Here is a 23,686-nt window from a genome sequence, read left to right as displayed (position 1 = left end):
CGCCTCGGCGGAGCCCCGAATACGGGTGTAACGATGCGGTAGCGTCGGAAGATATGACGAACATGGGAAAAACGACACGTAGGATCGGCGCCGCCGCGATGGTGGCGTCGGCCGCATTCGCGTTCACACATGGCACGTCCGCCGCCGAACCGGCCGAGCATCAGGTCCGGTACACGCTCACCTCGGCCGGTGCCTACGACTTCGACCTCTTCTATCTGACGGCGGAGCCGGCCAGCATGGAGGCCTTCAACGCCGACGCCTACGCGTACGCGAAGCGGGAGAAGGTGAGCCTGGCCCCCGGTGTGCCGTGGGTCTTCGAAACCACGATGTCGGACCCGCAGTGGGCCATTCTGCAGGTGAGCAGCACCACCCGGGGCGGCGTGGGCGCGCCGAACGCGCACTGTGACATCGCCGTGGACGGCGCGGTGGTGGTCCAGCACGACGATCCCTACAACGTGCGGTGTCAGCTCTCGAAGTGGTGATCCGCCGCTGCGGGTAGATCGGCCAGCGCCGCCGGCAACGGACCGCGGTGCAGCACGCCCAGGCGCTGGGTGGCGCGGGTGAGCGCGACGTAGAGCTCGGCCGCCCCGCGCGGGCCGTCGGCGATGATGCGTTCCGGTTCCACCACCAGTACGGCGTCGTATTCCAGTCCCTTGGTGTCCGACGGCGCGACCGCGCCGGGCACGTCCGGCGGTCCGATGACGACACTGGTGCCGTCTCGGCCGGCTTCGGCGGCCACGAACTCCTCGATGGCGGCCACCAGTTCGACGTCGTCGTCGACCCGCCGCGACCACGGTTGGACGCCGGTCGACCGGACCGACTCGGGTGCGCGCACCCCGGGCGCGAACTCCGCGAGCAGCCGGGCGGCCACCGCCATGATCTCCGCCGGGGTGCGGTAGTTGACGGTCAGCGGGCGGTACACCCAGCGGCCGGGCACGTACGGGTCGAGCATGTGCGCCCACGCGGTGGCCCCGGCCGCCGACCGGCGCTGCGCCAGGTCGCCCACCACGGTGAAGGAGCGGCCCGGACAGCGCCGCATCAGCACCCGCCAGTCCATCTCGGACAGCTCCTGGGCCTCGTCGACGACCACGTGCCGGTAGGTCCAGTCGCGGTCGGCGGCCGCGCGTTCGGCCAGCTCCCGGGTGTCGCGCTCGAGGAAACGGTCCGCGAGGTCCTCGGCGGCGATGACATCCTGGGCCATCAGGTGGTCCTCGTCGTCCATCATGTCCTCGCGGGCGGTCATCAGGTCCAGCACGCCCGCGGCGTACGCGGCCTCCTCCTGGCGTTCCCGCTCGGCGGCCTGCGCCGCGTGTTCGGCTTCCTTGTCGCGTCCCAGCAGGTCGACGAGCTCGTCGAGCAGCGGCACGTCCGACACCGTCCAGGCCTCGCCGTCGGCGCGCCACAGCACGGGGTCGGCCCCCGCAGCGGCAAGCCGCTCCCGCGAGCTGTAGAGCTGCCCCAGCAGCGCGGCCGGCGTCAACGACGGCCACAGCGCATCGAGGGCGGCGTTGAACCCGGCGTGGTCGGCGAGTTCGTCGAGCAGTTCGGCCCGCAGATGCTCCCATGCCGCGCGGTCGTCCCGGTTCAACCAACCCCGGCCGATCTTGGCGATGGCGCGTTCGGTGAGCACCCAGGTCACGACGTCGATGAACACCGCGCGGGCCTCGTTGTGCGGCAGGCCGCTGCCGCGGGCCTCCTCGATGGCCCATTGGGCGGTTTCGGCGTCGATGCGCACCGCGGTGTCGGTCAACTCGATCGGCAACGGTTCGTCCGGCACCCGCTGGCGATCGGCGATCACCGCCGCCAGCACGTCCAGGATGGCGCGTGACCCCTTGATCCGGGCGGTCTCCGGCGCGTCCTCGGCGGTCACTCGCAGTCCCGGCACCAGGTCGCCGGGTGTCATGAACACGACGTTGGACTCACCCAGCGACGGCAGCACGCGGCCGACGTGGTCCAGGAACGCCGGGTTCGGACCCACGACCAGCACGCCGTGGCGTTCCATGCGTTCCCGTTGGGTGTAGAGCAGGTACGCCACGCGGTGCAGGGCGACCACGGTCTTTCCCGTGCCCGGTCCGCCCTCGATGACCAGCACGCCCGGGTGCTCCAGCCGGATGATCTCGTCCTGTTCGGACTGGATCGTGGCGACGATGTCGCGCATCCCCGGACCGCGGGGGGCGTTGACCGCGGCCAGCAGGGCCGCGTCGCCCATCCCGCCGCGCCGTCCGGGCTGCTCAGAGCCGTCGGGGCGGCCGAGCGCCTCATCGGTGAAGTCGATGATCTGGCGTCCGCGGGTCTGGAACTGACGGCGCCGACGCATGCCCTCCGGGTTCGCGGCGGTGGCGACGTAGAACGCCCGCGCCGCGGGCGCCCGCCAGTCCAGCAGCAGCGGTTCATAGGAGTCGGTGTCGTCGAACAGGCCGATCCGGCCGATGTAGAGGCGTTCGCCCGAGGCGGCGTCCAGCCGGCCGAAGCACAGCCCCTCATCGGCGACGTCCAGGCGCTGAATCCGCCCGGTGAGTGCCCGAACCTCGGCGTCGCGATGAACCAGCGTGCCGCCGTCCTGGGCGTCGATGTCCCCGCGCAGCGCCGCTCGGTAGCGGATCTTCGCCGCTGCCCGTTCGGCGTCCAGTCGGGTGTAGAGGTCGGCGGTGTAGCTGCGCTCGGACCGCAATTCGTCTTCGTACTCTGGGTTGGTCATGTGCTCCTGATTGTGGCCTAGGCCAGCGGTTTCACTAAATCGTGGGGCCCGTGTCACAGCCTCGGGTGGGCTTGCTTCCAGGCCGCGATCGCGGTGTCCCAGTCCTCACCGTCGAGGGAGGTCAACGCCGCCGGGAACAGCCCGTCCTCTTCCTTGGCGATGTGTTCGTAGAGTTCCTCGAACGCCACCCGCACCCGGTCCCGGTCGTCGGCGATGTCCAGGTCCACGGTGTCGAGCAGGGCCCCGAGTTCCCGATGCTCCTGGATCAGCGGGGTGATGTGTTCGCGGAACAACGCGTCGCGACTCATCACCGCGAACAGGCCGGCCTCCTCACCGCGCCAGTGGGACCGCAACTCCTCGGCCATGGCGGCCAGTTCGGTTCGTGCTCGATGGTAGTCGCCGTCGTCGAGGGCCCTGATGGCCGCGCCACCGAGGTTGATGACGCGCTCGTGCTCGGCGATGTAGTCCCGCAGCAGCGGAATGTCGCGGCATCCGCAGTACTGGCACACGGCGGGACGGGCCGTTCAGTCCGGTTCGACCTGACCGAATTTCATGGCATCCATGTTCCAGTACCCGCGCAGGTTCGTCAGCAGCCCGGCGTCGTTCACCCGGTAGGTGAAGATCCCGCGGACGTCGCTGGTGAACCCGCCCTCGAACTCGAAGTGCAGGTTCAGGATGTGGGCGATCTCCTGCGGGGAACTCGAGGGAAAGGTCTCCTCGCAGGTGATGCGGCGCGTCGTGGCCTTGCCGATGGTGTTGTCGTAGAACGTGTAGACGTTCTCCTTGCCGCGCACGCCCGTGCCGTCGGCGTTGGTGGGGGCCTGCCCGATCGGGTCCTCGATGAGGACGTCGTCGGCCATCAGCGCCAGCCACGCCTCACGGTCGCCCGTGTGCACGGCTCGCCACGACGCCTGGGACGCCGCCAACGCGGGGGAGATGTCGGTGCTGGTGTCGGTCATGAATCCACCTTAACGAGCCGCGCGGCCCGTTGGGCTCAGGAACGGCCGCGTTTGACCTCGTTGAACGGGACGCCGCGGTCGGCGGCGGCCTCCCGGGGGAAGCCCAGCACCCGTTCCCCGATGACGTTGCGCGCCATCTCGCTGCTGCCGCCACCCAGCGAGCCGGTCTGCCGCGACAGGTAGCGCACGCCGATGTCCAGCAGGCCCGCCAGGTCGGGGTTTCCGTCGCTGCCCTCGTCGACCACACCCGCGGTGCCGGCGATGGCCAGCGCGGTATCGACCTCGAGTTCGGTGGTCTCGGCGTGGAACAGCCGGATCAGCGTTCCGGCGTTCGCCGGCAGCGATCCGTTGGCGATCGAGCGTGAGACGTGCTCGATGAGGTGGTTCTTGACGGCCCGGCGCACCAGCGCGCGGCCCGCGAGTTCCTGGACGCGCGGGTCATCACCCTGCCCGGTCGCCTCGGCCAACCCGATATGGTCCGGCGGCATCTCGTTGGCGTTCTCGGCGCCGGTGCCGCTGGCGAATTCCGAGCCGCCGCCGACCGCGCGCCGCTCATGGTGCAGCTGACGGGTGGCGACGGTCCAACCGTCGTTGACCGCGCCGACAACGGCGTCGTCGTCGAGTTCCAGACCGTCGAAGAACTCTTCGCAGAACTCCTCGTTGCCGTTGACCTCCTTGATGCGACGCATGGTGATGCCGGGAGCGTTCAGGGGCACCAGGAACATTGTCAGCCCCGCGTGCTTGGGCACGGTCCAGTCGGTGCGGGCCAGCATCAGGCCGTAGTCACCCGCGAACGCGCTGGTGCTCCAGGTCTTGGCGCCGTTGATGATCCACTTGTCACCCCGACGGTCGGCGCGGGTGATCACCCCGGCGAGGTCGGAACCGCCGCTGGGCTCCGACAGCAGCTGGACCAGGATCTCTTCACCGCGGATCGCGGCCGAGATCCGCGTCCGCTTCTGGTCCTCGCTGCCCATGTCGAGGATGGTCGCCGCGCAGATCGTGAACGACGGCGTGTTGAGGATCAGCGGCATCTCGTACGAGCGGGCCTCGGCGTTGAATGCCTGCTGATAGGCGAAATCCAGTCCGAGCCCGCCGTATTCGCGCGGGAAGCAGATGCCGGCGAAGCCGCCCTTGTACAGGCGTTGCTGCAGTTCCTTTGCGCGCTCCCAGGATTCGGCCTCGGCGCGTACCGAAAACGGCGGCTTCTCGGGATCGATGCTCGGCATGTTCGCGGCCAGCCAGGACCGGGCGCGGGCGGCGAACTCCTGGACCGATTCGCTGGTCTCGGTCTCGGTCGCGATCACGGTTTCGGTCATGACGGGGTATCCGACTTCCTGCTCAACGCGTAGACGGCACGATGGTGATCTTCCGGGGAGCCGAACATGGCGCGGTACAGCGACACTCGGCGCAGGTACAGGTGCAGGTCGTGCTCCCAGGTGACCCCGATGCCGCCGTGCAACTGCACGCAGTCCTGCAGCATCACCGGCGCCCGTTCAGCGACGTAGGACTTGGCGACGCTGACCAGCAGCGGCGCGTCGGGTGAGCGCGACGCCACCGCTGCCACCGCTGCCGCGGTGGTGCCGCGACACGCCTCGAACCACATCTTCATGTCCGCCGCGCGGTGCTTGAGGGCCTGATACGAGGCCAGCGGACGCCCGAAGCTGTGCCGATCGAACAGCCACTGGTTGGTCATCGCCAACACCGATTCGAGAATGCCCACGATCTCGGCGCACTGCAGGACCAACGCGACCTGGCGCTGGCGTTCGAGGATTGCCGGCGTTTGCGCGGCCTCGCCCACGGCGGCCGATTCGTCGACCAGGACCCCGTCGAATTGCACTCGGGCGTAGCGCTTCACGAGGTCGACCGAGTTCTGCTCGGTCACGCTGACGCCGGCGGCGTCGGTCGGCACCAGGAACTGGCGCAGCGCCCCGTCGCAGGTCGCGAGCACCAGCACGGCGCCGCTTTGCGCGCCGGCCTCGACCCGGTCCTTGACCCCGTCGATCCGGTAGCCGGATTCGGTACGGGTCGCAACGGTCTGGATCGCGGCGGCCGGCAGCGGCAGCGGGCGGCCGGGTTCGTACAGCGCCCAGGACGCGATGAGCTCGCCGGACACCAGGGCCTCGATGGAATCCTGATGGCCGGCGGGGGCCTCCACCAGGGCCGCCAACACCACGCTGACCGGATGCAGGGGACCGGGCGCCACCGAATGCCCGATCTCCTCGGCGACCAACGCCAGGTCCGCGACCCCGTCACCGGAAACGCTTCCGCCACCGAGGTCCTCGGGCACCAGGAGGCTGGCCCAGCCCAATTCGGCGGCCCGTTGCCACCAATCGGACTCGAAGGACGAGTCGGCCTCGTGTAGCCCGCGCACGTGGGTCAGCGACGCCTCCTTCTCCAGGAATGCCCGGGTGGTGGAGGCGAACAGCAGCTGTTCCGGGTTGGTGGCCAGGTCGGTCATGCGATGACGAGGGCCGGCACGTCGGGCTTGTGCACCTTCTTGTTCTCGACCTTGAACAGGTCGACCAGGTTGCCGCCCATGACCTTTCGGATGCCCTCGGCGTCCAGGCCGTTGCGCTCCAGGTCGTCGACCAGGTTGATCGGGTCGGCCAGCCCCTCGGGGTGCGGCCAGTCCGAGCCGAAGATGATGCGGTCGACGCCGCACAGGTCGGCCATCTGCTTGAAGTCGTCCTCCCAGAACGGGGCGACGTAGACGCAGCGCTTGAAGGCCTCGATCGGGTCCTCCGGGAACTCCTGCGGCATCTTCGCGTAGACATCCTTGAACTGGTAGAACAGGTACGGCACCCAGGAGGCGCCGTTCTCGACCGAGAGGACGCGCAGATCCGGGTTGCGGGTGAAGGCGCCGTGGCAGACCATCGCCGCCATGGTGTCCTCGATCGGGCGCTTGCCCATCGCCACCATGCGGAACGACGTCGGCTTGAACGGCAGGAACTCGTCGGCGGGTTCCCAGTCGTTGAGGTATTCGGCGTAGCCGCTGTCGGAAGCGTGCATGCAGACGGGGATGCCGGCCTTGACGCAGGCGGCCCAGAACGGGTCGAATTCGGGCAGGCCGAGCGAGCGCGTACCGCGGTAACCGGGCACCGGCGCCGGCCGGACCAGCACGGTCTTCGCGCCGCGTTCGAGGCACCATTCCAGCTCTTCGAGGGCCCGGTCGACGACGCTCAGGTTGATGACCGGGGTCGAGAAGATCCGGTTCTCGTAGTTGAACGTCCAGGTCTCGTACATCCACTGGTTGAGCGCGTGAATGATGTCGAGGATCGCGTCGGGATCGTCTTTGAGCCGCTCCTCGACCAGGCTGGCCAGGGTCGGGAACATGATCGTGTAGTCGAGGCCGAGTCCGTCGAGCACCTCGAGGCGGGCCTGCGGGTTGCGGAAGGCCGGGATCGCCTTCATCGGCTTGCCCATCACCTCGCGGTAGCTCTTGCCACCGCTGCCGTGCCGGAAGTACTCCTCCTGGGCGCCGGGGCGGGCCACGACCTCGAAGGTCGGGTTGGGGATGTAGTCGCTGATCTGGTTGCGCACCACGATCTTGGTGCGGCCGCGGACGTCGATGTAGTCGATGATGCCCTTGCGGTGCTCCGGCAGGAATTGGGTCAGCGCTTCCTGGGGCTCGTAGAAGTGGTTGTCCGCGTCGAACACCGGGAAATCGAGATTCCGTGACGGCATGTTGGGCTCCTGTGCCATGTCGTGTTTTCGGGTAGCGGTAATGGCATTACCGTTGCATGGTAACGAGATTACCATGCGCCCGCGGGGCAATGCCACAACGAGCTTGGGGAAGTGTTTGTCCTGATCAGCGAGTTATCGCGCGAGCCCGCGAAGGCAGAACCGGTAGACGTGGTCGCCCACGATCGGCACGCCGTTGAGCTCCGCGCCGAGTTCCCGCAACCGCAGGGTGTTCAGCACCGTCTGCATCAGGATCGCGGCATCGGTGTCGACGTCGAGATCGGCGCGGAAAGTACCCTCGGCGATCCCGCGCCGCAGGATGTCGCTGATCAGGTGATGCAGCGGTTGCAGCACCCGGGCGAACTGCGTGGGCCGGCTCTCCAGGAGGTGGTCGTTGTAGTAGGTCAGCCCGCGGTTAATGCTGCTCTGGGTGCTCGACTCGGCCGGCGCGCTGATGCGTTCGATCAGCACGCGCAGCGCCTCGGCGCTGGGCAGCTCGGCCGTCTGGGCGCGCCACCGCTCGGTGGATTCGGCCATGATCTTCTCGACCAAGGCCAGCAGCAGTTCGTCCTTGGTGCCGAAGTGCTGGTAGAACGCTCGCAGCGACGTCTTGGACCGTTCGACGACTTCGAGCACCGTGAAGTCCGTGCGGCCGGTCTCGCCGAGGATCGCCAACGCCGAGCGCATGAAACTCTGTGCGCGCGCCGCCGATTTGGCCCGCGCGGGATCGGGCGCAGCGTCGGGTTGCGGTTGCCGCGATTCGGCTCCGCTGGCCTTGGCCATCGTCCACCCCTGACGCTCGTGCGCGGTCTCGACCGCGCGTTTGGTGCACGAGGGTACCGGTTCGAACGCATGCTGTGCGAGTGTCTAGCGCCGGTGGCGACGGGGGGTTACTGTCTTGAACCCATGGCCGAGTGGTTTCTCTTCCTGCCGCAGGTGCGGCAGGGCATCGATGAGGTGGTCCTGCGCGCACAGACCGCCGAGCGCAACGGATTTGACGGCATCGCGTTCATCGATCACCTGGAGCCGCCCGGCGCTACCCATCAAAGCATCTGGGAGGCAATGACAATCGCCACCTGGGTGGCCGCGCGCACCGAACGCCTCAAGATCGGCCACCTGGTGCTGTGCGACGGCTTCCGTCATCCGGCGGTGCTGGCCAAGCAGGCGGTCACGCTCGCCGAGGCCTCCGGCGGCCGATTCGAACTCGGGTTGGGCTCCGGGTCCTGGCCCGCGGAGTTCGCCCGCTTCGGCATCGAGGGCGGCGACGACGCCAAGGGCCGGGCCCGCCGGCTGGCCACCGACGTGGAGCTCATCCGCGAGTTCTGGGGCGCTGACGGCCCCACCGAGCGGACCCAGGAACCCGTTGCTTCCCAACGTATTCCGCTGGTTCTCGGCGGCACCGGAAAGACCACGATGGAGCTGGTGCGCAAGTATGCCGACTGGTGGAACATCCCGTCGCATCAACTCGACCGCCTCGATCAGTTGCTGCCGACCGTCGGCACCGCGCGGGTGTCCATGCAGCAGATGGTGGCCTTCGCCGGCCGCAAGGCCGACGCCGCCGCCGTCGCCGCTGCCGCCCACCGCCGGTTCGGGTACCTCGGCGACGGGCTGGTGGGTGGGCCTGCCGACGAATTGGTCGCCCACTTCGCCCGGCTGATCGACAAGGGCGTCGAGCGGTTCTACGTGTGGTTCGCCGACTTCGCCGCACCGGCCACCCTGGACGAGTTCGCAGACACGGTAATGAAAGTCATCGCCCAATCAGGAGGAAGCAAAGCGTGACAACGGAATCCAGCCCGATCGAATGGACTGTGGAGGGGCTGCTCGACCTGTTCGACGTCGAGGCGGGCGAACCCGACCGGTTCACCGCGCCGACCGGACCCGCCGGCGAGGACGAGCGGCAGGTGGTCGAGGGCACCCAGGTGCTCGCGCAGGCCATCGTCGCGGTGGCCAAGCGTTTCCCGGAGAAGTCGGTACGCTCGGTCTATGCGGTGTTCAGCCGTGTCGTAATGGTGGGCACCCCAGTGGAACTCGCGCTCGATGTGGTGCAGGAGGGGCGCTCGACGGCCACCGCGGTGGTGACCGCCCTGCAGAACGGCAAGCGCTGCATCACCATCACCGTGCTCTGCGACGTCCCGACCGCCGACGTCATCACCCACCACCTGCCCCGGCCCGAGGTCAAGTCCCCGGCCGAGTCGAACCTCTCCGAGATGCCCATGGCCGGACGGGAATTGCGGTTGGTCGACGTCGTCGATGTCAACAGCCCCGACGAGGTCGGTCCGCCGGAGTTGCACGCCTGGCTGCACTACGACCCGATCCCCACCCGCGACGATCTGGCCAAGGCGTTGATCGCGTATTTCACCGGCCATCTCGGGATTTCGACCACGATGCGCGCGCACGAGGGCATCGGTACCAGCCAGGCGCACCTGACGGTCTCGACGGCACCGATGACGGTCAGCGTGAGCTTCCACGAACCCGTGAGCTGGACCGGCTGGCTGCTGTACTCGCACGAGAGCACCCAGGTCGGCGCGGGTATGTCCTACGTGCGGGGCACCGTGCACACCGAGGAGGGGGCGCTGCTGGCGTCGTTCACCCAGGATGCGTTGATCCGTCCGTTGCGGACCAACGACACCGCGATCGCCGCCCAGTCGCGGCTCTAACCTCGGTGGCGGCCGGCCTCAGCCGTCGAGGCTGGCCGCACCGAAGGTGTCGCACTTGTTCGGGTCGCCGGTCTGATAGCCGACGGTGAACCAGTGCTGACGCTGCGCCGCGGAGCCGTGCGTCCAGGACTCGGGATTGACCCGGCCCGTCGCCGCCTGCTGGATCCGGTCGTCCCCGACGGCCTGGGCCGCCGACACCGCGTCGGCGATGTCGCGGTCGGTCAACGGCTCCAGGAAGTTCACGTCGGTGCCGGGCTGCTTGGTGATCGCGGCGTGGTGCGCCCACACTCCGGCGAAGCAGTCGGCCTGCAGTTCGGCACGCACGGCGTTGCTTTCGGCGCCGGCGCCGCCGCGCTGGGCCCGGGCCAGGTTCCCGAGCAGCTGCTGTACGTGGTGGCCGTACTCATGGGCGACCACATACTCCTGGGCCAGCGGCCCGCCGCTGGAACCGAATTGGTTCTTGAGCACCTCGAAGAAGCCGGTGTCGAAGTAGGCGGTCTGGTCGGCCGGGCAGTAGAACGGTCCGACCTCGGAGGTCGCGGGCCCGCAGCCGGTGTCCACCTGCCCGGTGAACAGCCGCAGACTGGGCCGGGTGTAGCCCTGCAGCAGCTGGCCCCAGATGTGGTCCAACGAGTTGCCGGTGGCGATCACCCGGCACTCCACGATGGTGTTGGCGTCGGTGCCGGTCCGGCAGGCGCTGACATCGAAGCCGGGCGCCTCCACGCCCTGGGTGTCCAGGGGTTGCTGGCTCATCACGCCGCCCGGATCGACGCCCAGGAACAGCGCGATCAGCAACACCACCAGGCCGCCGAGGCCACCTCCGACGGCCATGCCGCGCCCGCCCCGACCACCACCGCTGGTCGTGGTGGTGCTGGTGTCGATCCGCATCCCTTCGCTGAAGGTCATGGACATAGCTTTGCACATACGATTCACGGTGTGTCCGGCAATCCGAAAGGTGCGATCGCGTCCGCGCGGGTGGTGCAAACCGCCGCAGGCGCGGTGCGCGGCGAGACCGACGGTGGCGTCGGCGTGTGGCGCGGGATTCCGTATGCCGAGCAACCGCTGGGCCAGCGGCGGTTTGCCGCACCGGTCCCGCCGGCGCCGTGGCCGGGGGTGCGCGACGCCGTCGAGCATGGGCCGTTGCCGCCGCAGGGCCGATCCTTCGTGGGCGGTGGCCGCGACGACCCCAAGGTGCGCGACGAGGCGTGTCTGACGCTGACGGTGTGGTCGCCGGATACCTCGGCGTCGCTGCCGGTGATGGTGTGGATCCCTGGCGGCGCGTTCGTCTACGGCGCGGGTCAGTTGCAGCTGTACAACGGTTCCCGGTTGGCGGCCAACGGCGACGTGGTGGTGGTCAACCTCACCTACCGCATCGGGGTCTTCGGCGGCTTCGAATTGGGTTCGCTGGGGGAGGGTTTCGACGACAACCTGTGCCTGCGGGATCAGATCGCGGCGCTGCGTTGGGTGCAGGAGAACATCGCGGGCTTCGGCGGGGACCCGGACCAGGTCACGGTGTTCGGCGAATCCGCCGGGGCCACCTCGGTATTGGCGCTGCTCGCCAGTCCCGCCGCCGCGGGCCTGTTCGGTCGCGCGATCGCGCAGAGCCCCGCGCTGCCGCTGATCGCGGACTATCAGAGCCGGGCCGAGCAGGCCGAGCGTTTCCTGCACGAGGTCGGCGTCAGCGCCGCAGAGCTCAAGAATCAGCCGCAGAGATCGTTGCGCCGCGCCGCCGGTATGGTCCAATTGCACAGTGTTGCAACAACACCCACGCTGGCCTACGGATTGACCCACGGCGTCGACCTGCTGCCGCGCCACCCCATCGAGGCCGCGCGCGCCGGTGCCGTCTTGGAGGTGCCGCTGATCATCGGCACCAACAGCCACGAGGCCTCGATGTTCGCCTGGTCCAAGCCGGCGATGCTGCCGACGACCCAGGCCAACATCGAGACCTTCTTCGCCCGCCACGATCCGGCGGCCCAGGACCGGGTGCTGGCGGCCTATCCGGGCTACCCACGTCGGCGCGCCCTGATCGCGATCGGTTCGGACGCCACCTTCGGCGCACCCACCTGGGCCTTCGCCGACGCCTACAGCGAACACGGCGACACCTACGTCTACCGGTTCGAACACGCCACCTGGACGTTGCGGGCGTTGGGCCTCGGCGCCACCCACGGCAGCGAGATCGTGCACATTCAGCACAGCTACGGGTCCTACCTGGGCCGCAAACTGCACCCGCTGGGCCGCCGGGTCCAACCGGCGGTCGGCCGGCGGATGCAGCGCACCTGGCTGGACTTCGCGACGGCCCCGCGGCCGCAACCGTGGCCGCGTTACGACGTGCCGCGCCGCGCCACCCGCGTGATCCGCACCACCCGCGACATCACCGTCGGCGATCCCGACGGGGCCCGGCGCGCGGCGTGGGAGGCGGTTTACCCGCCCCTGGGCGGCTGAGGCCCGCCGGTCTGGTCGGGACGTCGAACGGCGCCCCTTAGACTGGTCATTCGTCTCATACCCCGAAAGATGGAGTACCTCAGTGCTGCGCTCCCGCACCGCCGGTTCGTTGCGTGCCGCCGACGCCGGCCAGACGGTCACGCTCGCCGGCTGGGTCGCGCGCCGTCGCGACCACGGTGGCGTCATCTTCATCGATCTGCGCGACGCCAGCGGGGTGGCGCAGGTGGTGTTCCGCAACGATGACGTGCTGGCGCAGGCGCACCGGTTGCGGGCCGAGTTCTGCGTGGCCGTCACCGGCGTCGTCGAGATCCGGCCCGAGGGCAACGCCAACACCGAGATCCCGACGGGGGAGATCGAGATCAACGTCGACTCGCTGACGGTGCTCGGCGAGAGCGCGGCGTTGCCGTTCCAACTCGACGAGACCGCGGGCGAGGAGGCCCGGCTCAGGTACCGCTACCTGGATCTGCGGCGCGAGGGCCCGGGTAACGCGATCCGGTTGCGTTCCAAGGTGAACGCAGCTGCGCGCGCGGTGCTCGAGCGGCACGACTTCGTCGAGATCGAGACCCCGACGCTCACCAGGTCCACCCCCGAAGGGGCCCGGGACTTCCTGGTTCCGGCGCGGCTGCAGCCCGGCTCGTTCTACGCGCTTCCGCAGAGCCCGCAGCTGTTCAAGCAGTTGTTGATGGTCGCGGGCATGGAGCGCTACTACCAGATCGCCCGGTGCTATCGCGATGAGGACTTCCGCGCCGACCGCCAGCCCGAATTCACCCAGCTGGACCTGGAGATGAGCTTCGTCGAGGCCGACGACGTGATCGCGGTGTCCGAGGAGATCCTCACGGCGTTATGGGCCCTGATCGGCCACGACCTGCCCACCCCGTTGCCCCGGATCAGCTACGCCGACGCGATGCGCCGCTTCGGCAGCGACAAGCCGGATCTGCGGTTCGGGCTCGAACTCGTCGAATGCACCGACTACTTCTCCGACACCCCGTTCCGGGTGTTCCAGGCCCCGCACGTCGGCGCGGTGGTAATGCCGGGCGGGGCGTCGCAGCCGCGACGCACGCTGGACGGTTGGCAGGAGTTCGCCAAGCAGCGCGGCCACAAGGGGCTGGCCTACGTGCTCATCGCCGAGGACGGCAGCCTCGGCGGTCCCGTCGCCAAGAACCTCTCCGACGCCGAGCGCGACGGGCTCGCGGCCCACGTCGGGGCCGGCCCGGGCGACTGCGTATTCTTCGCGGCCGGTTCGGCCAAGTCGGCCCGGGCCCTGTTGGGCGCCACCCGGATCGAGATCGCCAAGCGGCTGGACCTGATCGATCCGACCGCGTGGGCGCTGGCCTGGGTGGTGGACTGGCCGCTGTTCGAGGCGGCCGACGAGGCCGCCGCGGCCGGCGACGTGGCCCTGGGCTCCGGGGCCTGGACCGCCGTGCACCACGCCTTCACCGCGCCGCAACCCGAGTCGGAGGCCACCTTCGACACCGATCCGGGTTCGGCGCGGGCCAATGCCTACGACATCGTCTGCAACGGCAACGAGATCGGCGGCGGCTCGATTCGTATCCATCGGCGCGACGTCCAGGAACGGGTGTTCGCGATGATGGGCATCGATTCGGCCGAGGCCCAGGACAAGTTCGGTTTCCTGTTGGACGCCTTCACCTTTGGGGCGCCACCGCATGGCGGCATCGCCTTCGGTTGGGACCGGATCACCGCGCTGCTGGCCGGTGAGGACTCGATCCGGGAGGTCATCGCCTTCCCGAAGACCGGCGGCGGCGTGGACCCGCTGACCGACGCCCCGGCGCCCATCACCGCGCAGCAGCGCAAGGAGTCGGGCATCGACGCCAAGCCGGAGCCGGCCGAAAAGTCCTGAGCCGTAACGGGTTAGGTCGAATTGTGTAGGCCTGTCCCGGATTCGGCTACTGCAACCGAGTCTTAACCCCGCGCTGACCCTTGACAGGGGGCCCGCGTGGGGTTAACTTGCCTTCAAGCAACTTTACCGGCCGGCCGGTAAAGTGAACCGAAAGGCCGGGGATGACCGAATCTGATGCCACCGCCAAAGACAAGCCGCAGATACCCGAACGTATCCTCATCGCGGCCGCTCGCGTCATGGAACGCGAAGGTTTCGCCAACGCTTCGCTGCGCCAGATCGCCGAAGAGGCCGGCATGACCAAGGCGGGGTTGTACTACCACGTGGCCAGCAAGGAAGTGTTGCTCTATGCGCTGCATGAGCGGTTTGCGATCAAGCTGCGAGACTCCGCGCAGCGGATCGTCGAGTCGGACCTCGCGCCGACCGAGAAACTGCGGGCACTGATCATCGAGACCGTGCAAACCGCCGGTACCTACCAAGCGGAAGGCACGGTGTTCCTTCGCGAGTACTCGCATCTCACCGGCGAGATGGCGGTAACGATCGGCAAGGGGCGTGCACAGTTTCGAACCGATTTCGAGACGGTGATCAAGCAGGGTATCGACTCCGGTGAATTCCGTTCGGGTGACCCGCATTTGGACGCACTCGCCATCCTGGGTGCATGTAACTTCACCGCGTTCTGGTTCGACCCGGAAGGCGCGATGGCAATCGAGCACATCGCCGAGTCGTTCGCGGACCGGCTGCTTTTCGGCATGAGGTCTTCACATAGTGACAAAGGAGAGCGAGCATGACCCCGAATACGGCACTGCGGATCGGTATCGACACCGGCGGCACCTTTACCGATTTGGTGCTCGCCGAGGGTGAACACGTGCGTATCGGCACCAAATCGCTGACGACCTACGACGACCTCGCCAACGGCTTGCTCCGCACCATCGAGAAGGCCGAGCCCGGTGACGCTCCGGTCGATCAGATCGTGCACGGCACCACGGTCGCACTCAACGCGATCCTGACCCGTCGCGGCGCCGAGGTCGGCATGGTGACCACCCGCGGTTACCGCGACCTGCTCGACATGGCTCGTGGCTGGCGCCCCTTCAACGCCATGGTGGACCCGCGCTGGCGTCGGCCCCACGAGCTACGGCCGATCATCGAGCGGTACCGCCGCCGTACCGTCGGCGAGCGGTTGATGGCCGACGGCGGGGTGTTGATGACCCTCGACGAAGACCGCCTGCTGCAGGAGGTGGAACGCCTGGTGGCCGACGGGTGCCAGGGCATCGCGGTCTGCTTCCTACACGCCTACAAGCATCCGGGGCATGAACAGCGTGCCGCCGAACTCATCCGCGACCGGTTCCCGGGCATCAGCGTGAGCACCTCGGCGGAGGTTGCGCCCTTTCCCCGCGAATACAACCGGTTCTCCACCTGCGTGCTCAACGCCTACGTCCAGCCACTCATGGAGTCCTACACCACGCGGGTGGAGGACCGGCTGCGCGAGGCCGGCATCGAAGCCCCATTGACGTTCATGACCAACGACGGCGGGCTGGTCACCGCCGAACAAGTCGCGGCCCGCCCGGTGGCGACGCTCAACAGCGGACCCGTCGGCGGGGTGATGGGTGTGCAGGCCTACGCCGAGCGACTGGGGATGCCGAACCTGGTGGGCTTCGACATGGGCGGTACCAGCACGGAAGTCGCGGTGGTGGTGGACGGCCGCGCCTCGGTGAAGCGCGAGCTCGAGATCGAGCACGACCTGCTCGTCAGCCTCCCCGTGGTGGAGATCCACAGCATCGGGGCGGGCGGCGGCAGTCTGATCACAATCGACGAGGGCGGCGGGCTGAAGGTCGGCCCGGAAAGTGCCGGCAGCGAGCCGGGCCCGGCATGCTATGGGCACGGCGGCACGCAGCCGACCGTCACCGACGCGTTCCTGCTGCTCGGCGTGCTGGACTCGCAGGTACCGCTGGGCGGCGAGATCTACCCGGATGTGGCGGCGGCCGAGGCTGCGTTCGCACCGCTGGCCACGGCGCTGGGTCTGACACCCGCTGACGTGGCTCGCACGTCGCTTGAGGTCGCCATCCACAACATGGCCGAGGCGGTTCGTCGGCTCACGGTCTATCGCGGCGCCGACCCCCGCGAGTTCGGACTCGTCAGCTACGGCGCGGCCGGGCCGCTGGTCACGAGCCAGATTGCCCGCGCGTTGCAGATTCCGCGGGTGGTCATCCCAGCCCTGTCCGGGGTGTTCTCGGCGTTCGGTCTGCTTACCGCGCAGGCGTTCGAGGAAGAGGTCACGCCGGTCATGGCGACCGTAACCGCGGAGGTCGCCGACGATGTATTCGACCGGGCCCGGAAGAGCCTGGGCGTCCTGATCCGTCAACTGCGCGGACGCGGAAACCAAGACGTCGTCGTGGAGGCCTGGCTCGACGCCACCTACCTGGGGCAACGCTGGGAGCTCGCGGCGGTCATCGACCCGTCGCATCCAGAGCCGCTGGCACACCTGACCGAAGCCTTCGCCGCCGCGCACCGGCGTCAGTTCGGCTACAGCCTGGATGCGCCGATCTACGTCCAGACGCTGCGTACCCGGGCCGTGTCGACCGACCAGCGGCGGTTGTTCCCACCCCGACTCACCAACAGCCAACCGGCACAGCCGAAGCGCCGCCGCGATATCACCCTGATGGGTGAGCTGAACCGAGACGTCCCGGTCTACAACGCCGACGACTTCGCGCCCAATCAGGTGGTGACCGGCCCCGCGGTGATCGAGGCGCAGACCTACACCGGTGTGCTCGTTGCCGGAGATATCGCAACGGTGAACGAGTTCGGTGACGTGATCATTGAGATCAAGGAGGATAACCAGTGACAACGCTAGCCCCCCAACCGGTTTCAGTACTCGGTGCCGCCGAGGTCGAAGCCCGCTACGGCGTAGATCTCACCACCGCCGAAGTCATCCGGCACGCGCTGGAACACATCGGCCTGCAGATGCAGATCAAGATCAACACCGCGGCGCTGAGCCCGCTGCTCAGCGAGGTCAACGATTTCGGCATCGGGTTGTTGGCACCGCGGGATCTGGAACGCAACCTGGACTTCGATGCGATCGCAATGGGTACCGCGGCACCAGGGCACTATGTGATCAACCAGTTCTACGCGCGGATGGCCATCGAGCACTGGGGCGTGGAGAACTTCAAGCCCGGCGACGTCATCATCTTCAACGAGCCCTACCGCGGCGGCAGTCACATCAACGACGTCGGCACGCTGATGCCGATCTTCGACGACGACCAAGTGCTGGTCGGTTTTGCCGCCGCGATCACACACTGGCTCGATATCGGCGGGCCGATCCCCACCGGGTTCGGTCCGGGCCTGCAACGCGACATGTACGCCGAAGGGATCCGGCTCTCGCCGCGGCACCTGTATCGCGAGGGACAACTCGTACGGGAAACCGTCGAACTGTTCACCGGGCAAACCCGGATCCCCGATATCAGCATCAACGATCTTCAGGTCATCCGTTCGGCCCTGGAGTTGGGCGCGGAGATGGTGTTGCGCTACGTCAACCGCTACGGGCGGGAGGTTTACGCGGGCGCCATCCAGTATTCCCTCGACCACACCGAGCGGGCCATGCGCGCGGCCCTGAGCCAAATCCCGGACGGCGACTACACCGCCGAGGACTACATGGACAACGACATGGACGGCGACACGATGCTGATCCGCTGCACCGTGCGAAAGCGCGGCGGAGAGGTGGAGGTCGACTACTCGGGTTCATCTCGCAACGAATGGGGCGGGTTCGCCTGCACCTGGTCCGACGGGGTGTCCGGCGCCCACCTGGGTCTGCAAGTGGCGCTGCCGGACTCGATCAGCCCCAACGCCGGCGCCTACCGTCCGGTGCACGTGGTGTTGCCGCCGGGAAGTTGTCTGCACGCTCTGCCCCCGATGGCCACCAATGCCGGGCACACCATGTTCATCGCCAAGGCGATCAACCTGGTGAAAAGAGCTCTGTCACAGGCGGAGCCGTCGATGGCCGTGGCGGAGAACTACGACGACGTCCTGTTCATGAGCTTCGCCGGCGCCGACACCCGCAGCGGCGTACCGACGCCGTTCATCTTCATGAACCTGTTCCAGGGCCCATTCGGCGGGACTGCGCTGGGCGACGGCAGCTGCTACACCTTCCAGGAGGGCGGCAACTGCGTGGTGACCTCGGTGGAACTCGACGAAGAATCCTTCCCGGTGCTGCTGCTGCAACGCGAGTTCGTCGCCGACACCGCCGGACCCGGACAACATCGCGGCGGCCCGGCTACCCGTTCCGTGCTGGTCCCGCTGGCGGATTCGGAAAGCTCGTTCCAGCTTGACCAGTGCCGGATCGGACCGCGGGGCGCGGCGGGCGGGGACCCCGGGGCTACCGGGCACATCGTTGTTTATCGAAACGCCCTCGACGCCTGGGCCTCCGGTGCCGACCTCGGGGAACCGGAAGTGCTGGCCGGCATCGTCGACGACTCCGGTCGGTTGGTGAGCGCAGAGGTTCCCGGTGCGACGGAGTTCAGGTCCAGCAAACAGGCTGGCGTGCAGATCGGCGCCCGAGATGTCGTCGTGCATCAGACTCCCGGCGCGGGCGGCTGCGGTGACCCCGCCCGGCGCGATCCGAACGCGATTGCGCGCGATATCCGCAACGACATCGTGACCGCGGGCTCCTGACCCGACGCTGCTTTCTGGAGGAGTAAGCCATGAAGATTTTCCCTCAGCCAACGGAACTGTTCATCAGCGAGGCGATCGAGGACGTCGACGAGGCGTGTGAACGCTGCGGCGTGCGACCGCTATCCCGTTACCGCGTGGTCGACTACCGCGGCTGGCTGCGCGTCGTCAAATGCCGGTCGTGTCTGCACACTGCGGATTCGCAGCGCATCGAGTCGCCGGTGCTGTCGGGGGAGGTGTAGTGAACACGTCGCCGCTTGGGGAGTTCGACATCCTCGACTCGGTGCTGAGCGCGGTCGTCGAACGCTGGGCCGCCTACGACCCCGACCGGGTGTGCATTGTGCAGGACGACGGCCTCGAGGTCACCTACCGTGAGCTCGACCAGCGCGCCTCGGCGGTCGCCGCTGCGCTGCGTGACCGCGGGGTAGGCGCCGGCGACCGGGTGATGACGTTGGTTCCCAACGACGTTCGGGCCGTCTATGTGATGTTGGGGCTCAGCAAGATCGGTGCTGTCGAGGTGCCGATCAACCCGGGCCTGGTGGGCGCAAGCCTGCGTCACGTCCTACACGATGCCGCGCCCAAGGCGGCGGTCATCGACGCTCGACGGCGAGATGCCATCGAAGAAGCGCTGCCCGAAGGCAACTGCGGCCTGATCGTGGAGGTGCTGCCGGAATGCGGTATGCCGGCCACCGGTCCCGACGTGCTGGACACGATCATCGCGAGCGCCGGTGCGGCCGTGAGAACCTCGGCGTTGGGGCCGGACACCGCGTCGATCATGTACACGTCCGGTACCACCGGCCTGCCCAAGGGCGCGGTACTGCCGCATCGCGCCACGGTGCGCATGGGCGAGCGCACCGTGCGGGCACTGAGGCTGACACCGGACGACACCTTGATCACCGTGCTGCCGCTGTTCCACGGGGGCGGCAAGTACATGAACGTCGGCGCGTGCCTGCTGTCGGGCACCCGGCTGGTGGTGGTCCGCAAGTTCAGTGCGAGCAACTTCTGGGAGCAGGCCCGCCGGCACCGGGCGACCGTGGCGCACATGGTGGTGTCGATGGCGCATTTTCTACTTGCTCAACCAGAGTCGCCTGAAGATCGAACCAACGACATCACCCGGGCGTTGATCGTCCCGGCTCCGCAGACGATGATTTCAGCCTTCGCGCAACGGTTCGACATCCCGATCTTCGAGATGTACGGCGCCACCGAGATCAACATTCCGATCCTGAACTCGGCCGACGGCGCCGTACCCCACGGCTCCTGCGGCCGGCCGGTCGAGCCGTACCGGGTTCGCATCGTCGACGAGTACGACCGCGAACTGCCTCCCGGCGAGGTTGGCGAACTCTGCATCAGTTGCGAGGAGCCGTGGGCGATGTCCAGCGGCTACTGGAACCAACCCGAAGAGACTCTGAAGGTGATCCGTAACTTCTGGTTCCATACCGGAGACGCGGGCCGGGTCGACGAGAACGGATACGTCTACTACGTCGACCGGCTCAAGGAAATGATCCGTCGCCGCGGTGAGAACATCTCGCCACGCACCGTCGAGGATGCGGTCAACACGATCACCGGCGTGGTGGAATGCGGTGCCTACCCGGTGCCGTCAGAGTTCGGTGAGGACGAGATCGCCGTCGCGGTGGTCAGCGAGCCGGGCCGCCCGCCGAGCCTTGACGAGATCGCCACCGTCTGCGCGGAATCTTTGCCGCGCTTCGCGATACCACGCTACGTCCGCTTCGTCGACGAACTACCCAAGACCGAAACCGCCAAGGTCCAGAAATACAAACTGAGGCAGCAGGGCCTGGCTGATGCGGCGGAACTGCCGCAACTCACCAAACAAGGAGCACAACAATGAAATTGGACGGCCGCTGCGCCATCGTGACCGGCGCCGGGTCCGGCATGGGCCGCGCCACCGCGCGAACCCTGCACGAGGCAGGCGCCAATGTGGTGCTGCTCGACGTCATCGAGGAGCCGCTGGAGAAGACGGCCGCCGAACTGGGCGAGGGAGCCATCGCGTTGCCCACCGATGTCAGTGACGCCGATCAGGTCGAGACGGCGGTGCGGATCGCCACCGAGCGGTTCGGCACCGTGCATGCCGCGGTCAACTGCGCGGGCATTCCGTCGATGATGAAAACGGTGTCCAAAGGCATCCCGCACAGCCTCGAGGTATGGCAGCGCGTGATCGACGTCAACCTCACCGGGGTGTTCAACGTGATCAGGTTCGCGGCCGCCCAGATGGTGACCAACCAGCCTGACCCGGAGACCACCGAGCGGGGTGTCTTGGTCAACATCGCCTCCGGTGCGGCCTGGGACGGCACCCGTGGCACCGTCGCCTACGCCGCCAGCAAGGCCGGTGTCGTCGGTATGTCCATGCCGATTGCCCGCGATCTTGCCGGCGAGGGGATCCGCTGCGTATCAGTGGTCCCCGGCGTGTTCCAGACCGGGATGGTCGGTGAGATCTCTGAGACGGTTTTGACCTCACTGCAGGAGTCGGTGCTCTATCCCAAGCGGATGGGCGATCCGCCGGAGATCGGTCGTCTGGTCGAGCACATCATCACCAATTCTTATTTCAACGCCACCTGCATCAGCTTGGATGCCGGGCTGCGCGCCCGCCACTAGGAGCCCATCAACCTCATGTCGAAAATTTTGGAAACCCATCGCGACGGCCGGGTGCAGTGGTTGTGCTTCAACCGGCCCGAGGTCCTCAACGCGCTCAACAGCGAGTTGCTCAATGCGCTGCGGGATGCGTTGGAGGCGGCCACGGACGACCCGGAGGTGCGCGTGGTCGCGCTCACCGGAGCCGGCCGCGCATTCAGCGCAGGCGGCGATCTCAAGTTCGTGCTCGGCGAGCTCGAGGAAGGTACGGACGGGCCAGACGGTGTGGCCACCAGCGTTCCGGCGTTCACCGCGCTACGCAACTGCCCGAAGCCGGTGATCGCCGCGGTCAACGGACCGGCCGTGGCCGGGGGCTTTGAGCTGTTGCTGTTCTGCGATGTGCTCTTCGCGGCCGAGAGCGCCACCTTTGCCGACGGTCATGCCAAGTACGGGCTGCTGCCCGGCGGCGGCGGGGCTGCCGTGCTCCCGCGTCGTATCGCTCCGCAGCGTGCCAAAGCGCTGTTGTTCAGCGGTGATTCGGTATCGGCAGAGACCATGCGGGAGTGGGGGATGGTGTACCAGGTGGTGCCTGATGACCAGTTGCGGACCACGGTCGAGCAGTACTGCAACAAGCTTGCCGACAAGAGCCCGCTGGTGTTGCAGGGGATGAAGGAAGTGGCCAACGCAGCACTGGACCACAGCGAGGCCCTGGCGCTACGCCACGAAATGCTACTGCTACGAAACCATATGAGCAGCAAAGATTTCCACGAGGGTCTGACAGCTTTCACCGAGAAGCGCGCACCCGTATTCGAAGGACGATAACCGATATGAACACCTACATACTGGGGGTCTACGCGACCAATGTCGGCAAGTTTCCCGACCAGAGCCCCAAGGATCTGACCCGCGCTGCCTACCTCGGAGTGCTCGCCGACGCGCGGCTGGAGAACACCGACGCGATTGGTGCAGTGTGGTTCTCCAACATGCTGATGGAGAACCAGGGGCAGCCGTATCTCAAGGGTCAGCTGTGCTTCAGCCCGCTGGTCAACGAGGGCTTGCTCCCGCGCGGTACACCCATCACCAATGTCGAAGGCGGTTGCGCCGCGGGATCGCAGGCATTCAACAACGCGCTGCGCGAGGTGCAGTCCGGGCACAGCGAGGTGGCCTTGGCCATCGGTGTGGAGAAGATGGTGGACCCGGAGAACCCACGGGCCGCGTTGCGGGGCATGGAAGGTGCGCTGGACTGGTTGGAACCGCAGTCGTGGCGCGATCTTTACGAACGCACGGCCGCGGCCAACGGCATGAAGTTCGAGAACGCCCCGGAACGCAGTTTGGCGATGGACCTGTACGGGATGTGGGCGCACACCCACATGCGGGCCTACGGAACGACCCCGGAGCAACTCGCCATCGCGGCAGCCAAGAACCACGCCAACTCAGTGCACAATCCGCGCGCCCAGTACCAGTTCCCCCTGACGGCCCAACAGGTGCTCGAGGACCGGATGGTCAGCGATCCGCTGACCCGGGCAATGTGCGCGCCCGTCGGCGACGGTGCCGCCGCCGCGCTGGTCTGCTCGCAGTCCTACCTCGACAGCTGCCCGGCCGAGGTGCGGGAGCGGGCTGTGCGAGTGCGGGCCAGCGAGGTTGCGTGCGGGGTCTTCGACACCTCCTGGGAGGACGACCGCGCACCAGTGATCGCCGGGCGTCGTGCCTTCCGGAGCGCGGCTCTGACGCCGGCGGACATCGACCTGGTCGAGTTGCACGATGCGAGTTCGTTCGCTGAAATCCATATCCTCGAGGATCTTGGCTTCTGCAAGCGCGGCAAGGGCGGCGAGTTCACCGCATCTGGTGCCACCGCTATCGGCGGTGAGCTGCCGGTCAACGCGTCGGGCGGGTTGGTCTCGCGCGGGCATCCGATCGGTGCCACCGGGTTGATGATGCTCAACGAGATCGCTATCCAACTGCGGGGCGAGGCCGGCGGCAACGCGGTCGCCAACCCCCGCTTCGGGCTGGCTGAGAACGGCGGCGGGGTGATCGGCAACGACAACGCGGTGTGCGCCGTGACGATCCTGGAGCGCCCCGGCAACTAGGCAAGTCCCGCGCTTTCGGGTTTCGATACCACAGCGGACGGGAACGAGGGTTACCGACGAAAGGA

21 protein-coding genes are annotated in these 23,686 nt (G+C 67.7%); 13 read left to right on the top strand and 8 right to left on the bottom strand.

The window, feature by feature from the left end:
• The first annotated feature begins 53 nt into the window (after nucleotides 1-53).
• Complete coding sequence (locus RCP80_RS14220) at nucleotides 54-482, top strand: Rv2576c family protein (protein ID WP_373693347.1); 429 nt, start codon at nucleotides 54-56, stop codon at nucleotides 480-482.
• On the opposite strand, the gene helR is transcribed toward RCP80_RS14220, so the two are convergent.
• The 7 genes from helR to RCP80_RS14185 form a co-directional block, all read right to left on the bottom strand.
• Entirely contained in the window at nucleotides 464-2,698 is a 2,235-nt protein-coding gene (helR, locus tag RCP80_RS14215; RefSeq protein ID WP_308478290.1) for an RNA polymerase recycling motor ATPase HelR, read from the bottom strand. The genes RCP80_RS14220 and helR overlap by 19 nt on opposite strands.
• A 53-nt stretch (nucleotides 2,699-2,751) precedes the next feature.
• On the bottom strand, nucleotides 2,752-3,207 hold the full coding sequence (locus RCP80_RS14210; RefSeq protein WP_308478289.1) for a hemerythrin domain-containing protein: 456 nt from the start codon (nucleotides 3,205-3,207) through the stop codon (nucleotides 2,752-2,754).
• 15 nt (nucleotides 3,208-3,222) lie between these two features.
• Nucleotides 3,223-3,657, bottom strand: coding sequence for a ketosteroid isomerase family protein (locus RCP80_RS14205; protein ID WP_308478288.1), 435 nt, complete (start codon nucleotides 3,655-3,657; stop codon nucleotides 3,223-3,225).
• Nucleotides 3,658-3,692: 35 nt separating this feature from the next.
• Nucleotides 3,693-4,973, bottom strand: coding sequence for an acyl-CoA dehydrogenase family protein (locus RCP80_RS14200; protein ID WP_308478287.1), 1,281 nt, complete (start codon nucleotides 4,971-4,973; stop codon nucleotides 3,693-3,695).
• The gene (locus tag RCP80_RS14195; RefSeq protein WP_308478285.1) at nucleotides 4,970-6,115 is read right to left on the bottom strand and encodes an acyl-CoA dehydrogenase family protein; all 1,146 of its coding nucleotides are present in this window, start codon (nucleotides 6,113-6,115) and stop codon (nucleotides 4,970-4,972) included. The genes RCP80_RS14200 and RCP80_RS14195 overlap by 4 nt, the downstream gene beginning before the upstream one ends.
• Nucleotides 6,112-7,341, bottom strand: a complete 1,230-nt coding sequence (locus RCP80_RS14190; protein ID WP_308478284.1) for an amidohydrolase family protein — start codon at nucleotides 7,339-7,341, stop codon at nucleotides 6,112-6,114. Before RCP80_RS14190 ends, RCP80_RS14195 begins: the two co-directional genes overlap by 4 nt.
• 132 nt (nucleotides 7,342-7,473) lie before the next feature.
• On the bottom strand, nucleotides 7,474-8,121 hold the full coding sequence (locus tag RCP80_RS14185) for a TetR/AcrR family transcriptional regulator (protein WP_308478283.1): 648 nt from the start codon (nucleotides 8,119-8,121) through the stop codon (nucleotides 7,474-7,476).
• A gap of 123 nt (nucleotides 8,122-8,244) precedes the next feature.
• Here RCP80_RS14185 and RCP80_RS14180 point away from each other — a divergent pair, with 123 nt between their 5' ends.
• Together RCP80_RS14180 and RCP80_RS14175 are read left to right on the top strand one after the other, a co-directional pair.
• Complete coding sequence (locus RCP80_RS14180) at nucleotides 8,245-9,117, top strand: LLM class flavin-dependent oxidoreductase (RefSeq protein WP_308478282.1); 873 nt, start codon at nucleotides 8,245-8,247, stop codon at nucleotides 9,115-9,117.
• On the top strand, nucleotides 9,114-9,995 hold the full coding sequence (locus RCP80_RS14175) for an acyl-CoA thioesterase (RefSeq protein WP_308478281.1): 882 nt from the start codon (nucleotides 9,114-9,116) through the stop codon (nucleotides 9,993-9,995). Before RCP80_RS14180 ends, RCP80_RS14175 begins: the two co-directional genes overlap by 4 nt.
• 18 nt (nucleotides 9,996-10,013) lie before the next feature.
• Here the strand turns inward: RCP80_RS14175 and ypfJ are convergent, their stop codons facing one another.
• Nucleotides 10,014-10,901 carry a KPN_02809 family neutral zinc metallopeptidase gene (gene ypfJ, locus RCP80_RS14170; protein ID WP_308478280.1) on the bottom strand — a complete coding sequence of 296 codons (888 nt, stop codon included), beginning with the start codon at nucleotides 10,899-10,901 and terminating at the stop codon, nucleotides 10,014-10,016.
• A 72-nt stretch (nucleotides 10,902-10,973) separates the two neighbouring features.
• On the opposite strand from ypfJ, the gene RCP80_RS14165 reads away from it, so the two are divergent.
• The 10 genes from RCP80_RS14165 to RCP80_RS14120 all read left to right on the top strand — a co-directional run bounded on the left by RCP80_RS14165 (nucleotide 10,974) and on the right by RCP80_RS14120 (nucleotide 23,621).
• Entirely contained in the window at nucleotides 10,974-12,437 is a 1,464-nt protein-coding gene (locus RCP80_RS14165) for a carboxylesterase/lipase family protein (RefSeq protein ID WP_373693536.1), read from the top strand.
• Nucleotides 12,438-12,519: 82 nt separating this feature from the next.
• Nucleotides 12,520-14,295 carry an aspartate--tRNA ligase gene (gene aspS, locus RCP80_RS14160; protein ID WP_308478278.1) on the top strand — a complete coding sequence of 592 codons (1,776 nt, stop codon included), beginning with the start codon at nucleotides 12,520-12,522 and terminating at the stop codon, nucleotides 14,293-14,295.
• Between the two features lie 161 nt (nucleotides 14,296-14,456).
• Nucleotides 14,457-15,080, top strand: coding sequence for a TetR/AcrR family transcriptional regulator (locus tag RCP80_RS14155; protein ID WP_308478277.1), 624 nt, complete (start codon nucleotides 14,457-14,459; stop codon nucleotides 15,078-15,080).
• The gene (locus RCP80_RS14150; RefSeq protein ID WP_308478276.1) at nucleotides 15,077-17,131 is read left to right on the top strand and encodes a hydantoinase/oxoprolinase family protein; all 2,055 of its coding nucleotides are present in this window, start codon (nucleotides 15,077-15,079) and stop codon (nucleotides 17,129-17,131) included. Before RCP80_RS14155 ends, RCP80_RS14150 begins: the two co-directional genes overlap by 4 nt.
• Nucleotides 17,128-18,954: a hydantoinase B/oxoprolinase family protein gene (locus RCP80_RS14145; protein WP_308478275.1), complete on the top strand. Its 1,827-nt coding sequence runs from the start codon at nucleotides 17,128-17,130 to the stop codon at nucleotides 18,952-18,954. Before RCP80_RS14150 ends, RCP80_RS14145 begins: the two co-directional genes overlap by 4 nt.
• A 29-nt stretch (nucleotides 18,955-18,983) precedes the next feature.
• Nucleotides 18,984-19,193: a hypothetical protein gene (locus RCP80_RS14140; protein ID WP_308478274.1), complete on the top strand. Its 210-nt coding sequence runs from the start codon at nucleotides 18,984-18,986 to the stop codon at nucleotides 19,191-19,193.
• Entirely contained in the window at nucleotides 19,193-20,797 is a 1,605-nt protein-coding gene (locus RCP80_RS14135) for an AMP-binding protein (RefSeq protein WP_308478273.1), read from the top strand. The genes RCP80_RS14140 and RCP80_RS14135 overlap by 1 nt, the downstream gene beginning before the upstream one ends.
• Nucleotides 20,794-21,561, top strand: coding sequence for an SDR family NAD(P)-dependent oxidoreductase (locus RCP80_RS14130; RefSeq protein WP_308478272.1), 768 nt, complete (start codon nucleotides 20,794-20,796; stop codon nucleotides 21,559-21,561). The genes RCP80_RS14135 and RCP80_RS14130 overlap by 4 nt, the downstream gene beginning before the upstream one ends.
• Before the next feature lie 15 nt (nucleotides 21,562-21,576).
• Nucleotides 21,577-22,359 carry an enoyl-CoA hydratase/isomerase family protein gene (locus tag RCP80_RS14125; protein ID WP_308478271.1) on the top strand — a complete coding sequence of 261 codons (783 nt, stop codon included), beginning with the start codon at nucleotides 21,577-21,579 and terminating at the stop codon, nucleotides 22,357-22,359.
• 5 nt (nucleotides 22,360-22,364) lie between these two features.
• Nucleotides 22,365-23,621 (top strand): thiolase family protein, encoded by a 1,257-nt coding sequence (locus RCP80_RS14120; RefSeq protein WP_308478270.1) that lies wholly within the window; start codon nucleotides 22,365-22,367, stop codon nucleotides 23,619-23,621.
• Nucleotides 23,622-23,686 lie beyond the last annotated feature (65 nt).

Source organism: Mycolicibacterium sp. MU0053 (assembly GCF_963378095.1).
Taxonomy (GTDB): Bacteria; Actinomycetota; Actinomycetes; order Mycobacteriales; family Mycobacteriaceae; genus Mycobacterium; species Mycobacterium burgundiense.
Note: the sequence above shows the minus strand (reverse complement) of the source record. Positions and strands in the feature narration are given on the sequence as shown.

Excerpts from the sequence above, each read along its gene's own strand:
- RCP80_RS14180 (WP_308478282.1), top strand. The coding sequence starts at position 8,245 with ATGGCCGAGTGGTTTCTCTTCCTGCCGCAGGTGCGGCAGGGCATCGAT.
- RCP80_RS14150 (WP_308478276.1), top strand. The coding sequence starts at position 15,077 with ATGACCCCGAATACGGCACTGCGGATCGGTATCGACACCGGCGGCACC.
- RCP80_RS14130 (WP_308478272.1), top strand. The coding sequence starts at position 20,794 with ATGAAATTGGACGGCCGCTGCGCCATCGTGACCGGCGCCGGGTCCGGC.
- RCP80_RS14195 (WP_308478285.1), bottom strand. The coding sequence starts at position 6,115 with ATGACCGACCTGGCCACCAACCCGGAACAGCTGCTGTTCGCCTCCACC.
- RCP80_RS14190 (WP_308478284.1), bottom strand. The coding sequence starts at position 7,341 with ATGCCGTCACGGAATCTCGATTTCCCGGTGTTCGACGCGGACAACCAC.
- RCP80_RS14185 (WP_308478283.1), bottom strand. The coding sequence starts at position 8,121 with ATGGCCAAGGCCAGCGGAGCCGAATCGCGGCAACCGCAACCCGACGCT.
- RCP80_RS14120 (WP_308478270.1), top strand. The coding sequence starts at position 22,365 with ATGAACACCTACATACTGGGGGTCTACGCGACCAATGTCGGCAAGTTT.
- RCP80_RS14125 (WP_308478271.1), top strand. The coding sequence starts at position 21,577 with ATGTCGAAAATTTTGGAAACCCATCGCGACGGCCGGGTGCAGTGGTTG.
- helR (WP_308478290.1), bottom strand. The coding sequence starts at position 2,698 with ATGACCAACCCAGAGTACGAAGACGAATTGCGGTCCGAGCGCAGCTAC.
- RCP80_RS14220 (WP_373693347.1), top strand. The coding sequence starts at position 54 with ATGACGAACATGGGAAAAACGACACGTAGGATCGGCGCCGCCGCGATG.
- RCP80_RS14155 (WP_308478277.1), top strand. The coding sequence starts at position 14,457 with ATGACCGAATCTGATGCCACCGCCAAAGACAAGCCGCAGATACCCGAA.
- RCP80_RS14205 (WP_308478288.1), bottom strand. The coding sequence starts at position 3,657 with ATGACCGACACCAGCACCGACATCTCCCCCGCGTTGGCGGCGTCCCAG.
- ypfJ (WP_308478280.1), bottom strand. The coding sequence starts at position 10,901 with ATGACCTTCAGCGAAGGGATGCGGATCGACACCAGCACCACCACGACC.
- RCP80_RS14140 (WP_308478274.1), top strand. The coding sequence starts at position 18,984 with ATGAAGATTTTCCCTCAGCCAACGGAACTGTTCATCAGCGAGGCGATC.
- RCP80_RS14200 (WP_308478287.1), bottom strand. The coding sequence starts at position 4,973 with ATGACCGAAACCGTGATCGCGACCGAGACCGAGACCAGCGAATCGGTC.